The sequence below is a fragment of the Legionella tunisiensis genome (assembly GCF_000308315.1).
Classification (GTDB): domain Bacteria; phylum Pseudomonadota; class Gammaproteobacteria; order Legionellales; family Legionellaceae; genus Tatlockia; species Tatlockia tunisiensis.
The window spans coordinates 1-3,160 of record NZ_CALJ01000340.1 but is presented as its reverse complement, the minus strand read 5'-3'; the positions used below and the strand labels follow the sequence as shown (position 1 = coordinate 3,160).

Below are 3,160 nucleotides of genomic sequence, written 5' to 3'. Positions count from 1 at the left end.
GTAACCAGAGCGCGTCCACTTCAGGCAGCGTTTTTTTCAGCCTGTAGTTTTACTCTTGGTTCATTATTACCGCTATTAATGATTTTTATTGTTCCTAGAATCTACCTTATTTCATCAGTATCAATAATGGCGGTTCTATTTTTGGCATTACTCGGAGCAGTGGCCGCAAAGATTGGCGGAGCTCGAATAGTATTAGGGGCATTGCGTGTTGTGGTATGGGGAACAATAGCGATGCTTGTCAGTGCGGGTATTGGTTCGCTGTTAGGCATAGCCGTATAAAATGAGATTGCCGTGTATACAAACAGTCTAATCGTAAAGCAATGAAAAGAGCCGTACCTATGCTTCAGTTTGAGAATAAAAATCATAAGGGAACAATTTAATTGGTCTTGCATCATACCTGACTATTTACAAACTCAGCCCTCAGCTGTTTCTCCCTGATTTTATAGTGCGTTTTACAACCGATGAAGAATGAGTAAAATGCGTGGCATTAATGTCGTTTCAAGAATCTTATGCTTCGCTGGCGCATTTTTTGCATTACAATCCCTCCCTTTGTTTTAAGTAAACAAATTTTTAAGGTTTTAAGCAGTACGCGTTGATGAGAATAATCAGATACCCTAGCAACAGGAGTTTAGAATGAATAGCCTTATCGATACCGCTGTAAGAAAACTATCCGAACAAACTTTAAGTGAACAGGCATTGCGCCGGCAGCTTGAGGCAGAGTTTGCCGGTCTATCTGACCTTGCTAGTCGAATTGATGCCGTCTTTAAACGATTAAATGAATTGCATCTACTTAATGATTTAAGACTGGCTAAAAATATGGCGCAGCATTATGCCCACAAGGGCGATCGCTTCATCAGCCGCCTCTTACAGCAAAAAGGTTTTGAGGAGGCCGTAATCAAGCAGGCCCTGTCTTCGCTGGATAACGAGATAAATAGAGCACTTGAAGAAGCCCGTATGAAATTAGGTGCAGCATGGGATAATTCGGAACAATCAGTTGCGCTGCTTTATCGTTTTTTAAGCGGACGCGCTTTCTCAGACACGACTATTCATGCAGTCATGAATAAGCTTAGTGATAAAAAGCAATATCAACATCGCAGGGCAGCTTAGCATAGCTATTTGTAGCTGCCTTAAAGATTTTTCTTAGAGTAACTTTTTGTTCCATTGCCTGTCACACCCCAACAGAATTCCTTTTTCCTAAGAATAATTCTTAGGTTAATGAAGTTCTTAGAAATATAAATTAGGAAATAAAGAAAATTGATTTATTTTATCTTTGGAGGGAAGTAAAGAGTATACCCGCAGCAGTTCTGTATATAAGGTGGCTACCTCTGGTGGTATTTTAGGCTTCCTGTTTAAAGCAGGCATGCTCACATTACTACCGTCTGATATCCTGTTACTACGCTGTTAGCTGTGCAGGAAATACTCTCTATGACTATATATTAATACAATTGTTCCTAAATGACAACAATATTTTCGTGATACATCAACTCATTGGATCTACTTAGTGCTGATTTCCTTAATGACTGCTCTTGAACAACTCGAAACAGAGGACGTGGGAATATTTACTGTTTTAGAGCAAACTTAGGCGCCAAACCGTAAATTCTGACACAGATGGGGTCGCCACCCCATCTAATATGCAAAACTGGCGATGCCTAGCAAACAAAAATGTTATTGAATTTACTAGAATAGAAATCCTGGTTCGAGAAAGATGGTCATTTTCCAAAGATGATTTTGCGTGATTGTTAGATTTTCAAGATCATCTAAATAATGGATATTATGATTGACGTAAACGCAAGCCATCTCGTCGCGATATGGGTAATCAAGCATGAAGAGCTTAAGTAACAGCTCGAAGATGGGTCGTGATTTATGGGGATTGAAGTCCAATAGCATGCTTGTCAAAGGCACAATCGCGACTGTAACATACAGGACTGCTTCATTCTATTTGTTAAAGACCCCTATGGCTTGGATTAAACTGGATACATCACAAACCAGGGCCGAAGAAATCGGTAATGTCTCAACTCATGCGATTGGAGCATTATTAAGTTTAGTCGCCCTTGTTTTATTAACTCTATTTGCTGCATATCAAAATGACAGCTTGAAAATGGTATCAAGTATTGTTTTTGGTTGTACTTTACTCTTGATGTATGTGTGTTCTACCGTTTATCACAGTATGACGGATCCCAAAATAAAGCATTTATTCCGTATTTTAGATCATGCGTCAATCTATTTGCTAATAGCTGGAAGTTACACACCGTTTGTGTTAGTGACGCTTAATGGCTCTCTAGGATGGACCATATTCACTATTATTTGGTCTTTAGCCTTAGTTGGAATATTATTCAAATGGTTTTTTGTTCATAAATTTGACCTACTTTCTACACTAATTTACCTTTTGATGGGTTGGATGGCATTAATCCTCATAAAACCTCTTTATCAATTATTGCCGCCAGGCGGATTAACCTATATCGTAGCAGGAGGCTTATGCTACACTGTTGGTGTTATTTTCTATATTTGGGAACGATTGATATTTAGTCACGTGCTTTGGCATTTGTTTGTCTTATCGGGGAGTATTTGCCATTTCTTTGCAGTATTATTTTATGTGATCATTGTTTAGTGAATTGTACAATAAATGACACCTACTACATCACCAATGTAATGTAGTAGTAAAAAATGCCCTCGTTAAAGAGCCATTATATTCTGTGCTTGAGGACCTTTAGCCCCTTGCGTTACAACGAATTGCACGCGCTGTCCCTCAGTAAGAGTTTTAAAACCAGAGCTTACAATCTCTTTAAAGTGGGCAAATACATCTGGGCCAGACTCTTGTTCAATAAAACCAAATCCCTTCGATTCGTTAAACCACTTGACAATCCCATTTACTGTTTTAGACATGTGTATATCCTTTAACTTTTATTAGAATGCCTTTAATAGGCGAAAGTAGCTGGAAACCGGTCAGCAATTAAAACTACAGTACGAGGGATTAAATGAATAAAACGACGATTTGGAGAATGTAAAAAAGACATTTTTCTAGCTGAGACAATAGTACTACTATTTTGGTTAATAAGCTAGCTTTATTTTTTACGACTATTTTAAATTAAATACCTTCAAAAGGTAGGGGCGCCAGCAAAGACGCTCAGGTTCAACTCAATAGTTACACTATAAATTCATT

General features: G+C 38.3%; 4 protein-coding genes. 3 read left to right on the top strand and 1 reads right to left on the bottom strand.

Annotated features, from left to right (window positions below):
• From BN58_RS20580 to trhA, 3 genes are all read left to right on the top strand, one after another.
• Positions 1-279: VIT1/CCC1 transporter family protein (locus tag BN58_RS20580; protein WP_019218461.1), on the top strand; the 279-nt coding region annotated here is incomplete at its 5' end.
• A 354-nt stretch (positions 280-633) separates the two neighbouring features.
• Positions 634-1,107, top strand: a complete 474-nt coding sequence (locus BN58_RS20575) for a regulatory protein RecX (RefSeq protein ID WP_019218460.1) — start codon at positions 634-636, stop codon at positions 1,105-1,107.
• A gap of 847 nt (positions 1,108-1,954) precedes the next feature.
• Entirely contained in the window at positions 1,955-2,608 is a 654-nt protein-coding gene (gene trhA / locus BN58_RS20570; RefSeq protein WP_051131973.1) for a PAQR family membrane homeostasis protein TrhA, read from the top strand.
• A gap of 65 nt (positions 2,609-2,673) precedes the next feature.
• Here the strand turns inward: trhA and BN58_RS20565 are convergent, their stop codons facing one another.
• Positions 2,674-2,883 (bottom strand): cold-shock protein, encoded by a 210-nt coding sequence (locus BN58_RS20565; protein WP_019218458.1) that lies wholly within the window; start codon positions 2,881-2,883, stop codon positions 2,674-2,676.
• Positions 2,884-3,160 lie beyond the last annotated feature (277 nt).

Coding starts and splice junctions, on each gene's coding strand:
- BN58_RS20575 (WP_019218460.1), top strand. CDS start 634: ATGAATAGCCTTATCGATACCGCTGTAAGAAAACTATCCGAACAAACT.
- trhA (WP_051131973.1), top strand. CDS start 1,955: ATGGCTTGGATTAAACTGGATACATCACAAACCAGGGCCGAAGAAATC.
- BN58_RS20565 (WP_019218458.1), bottom strand. CDS start 2,883: ATGTCTAAAACAGTAAATGGGATTGTCAAGTGGTTTAACGAATCGAAG.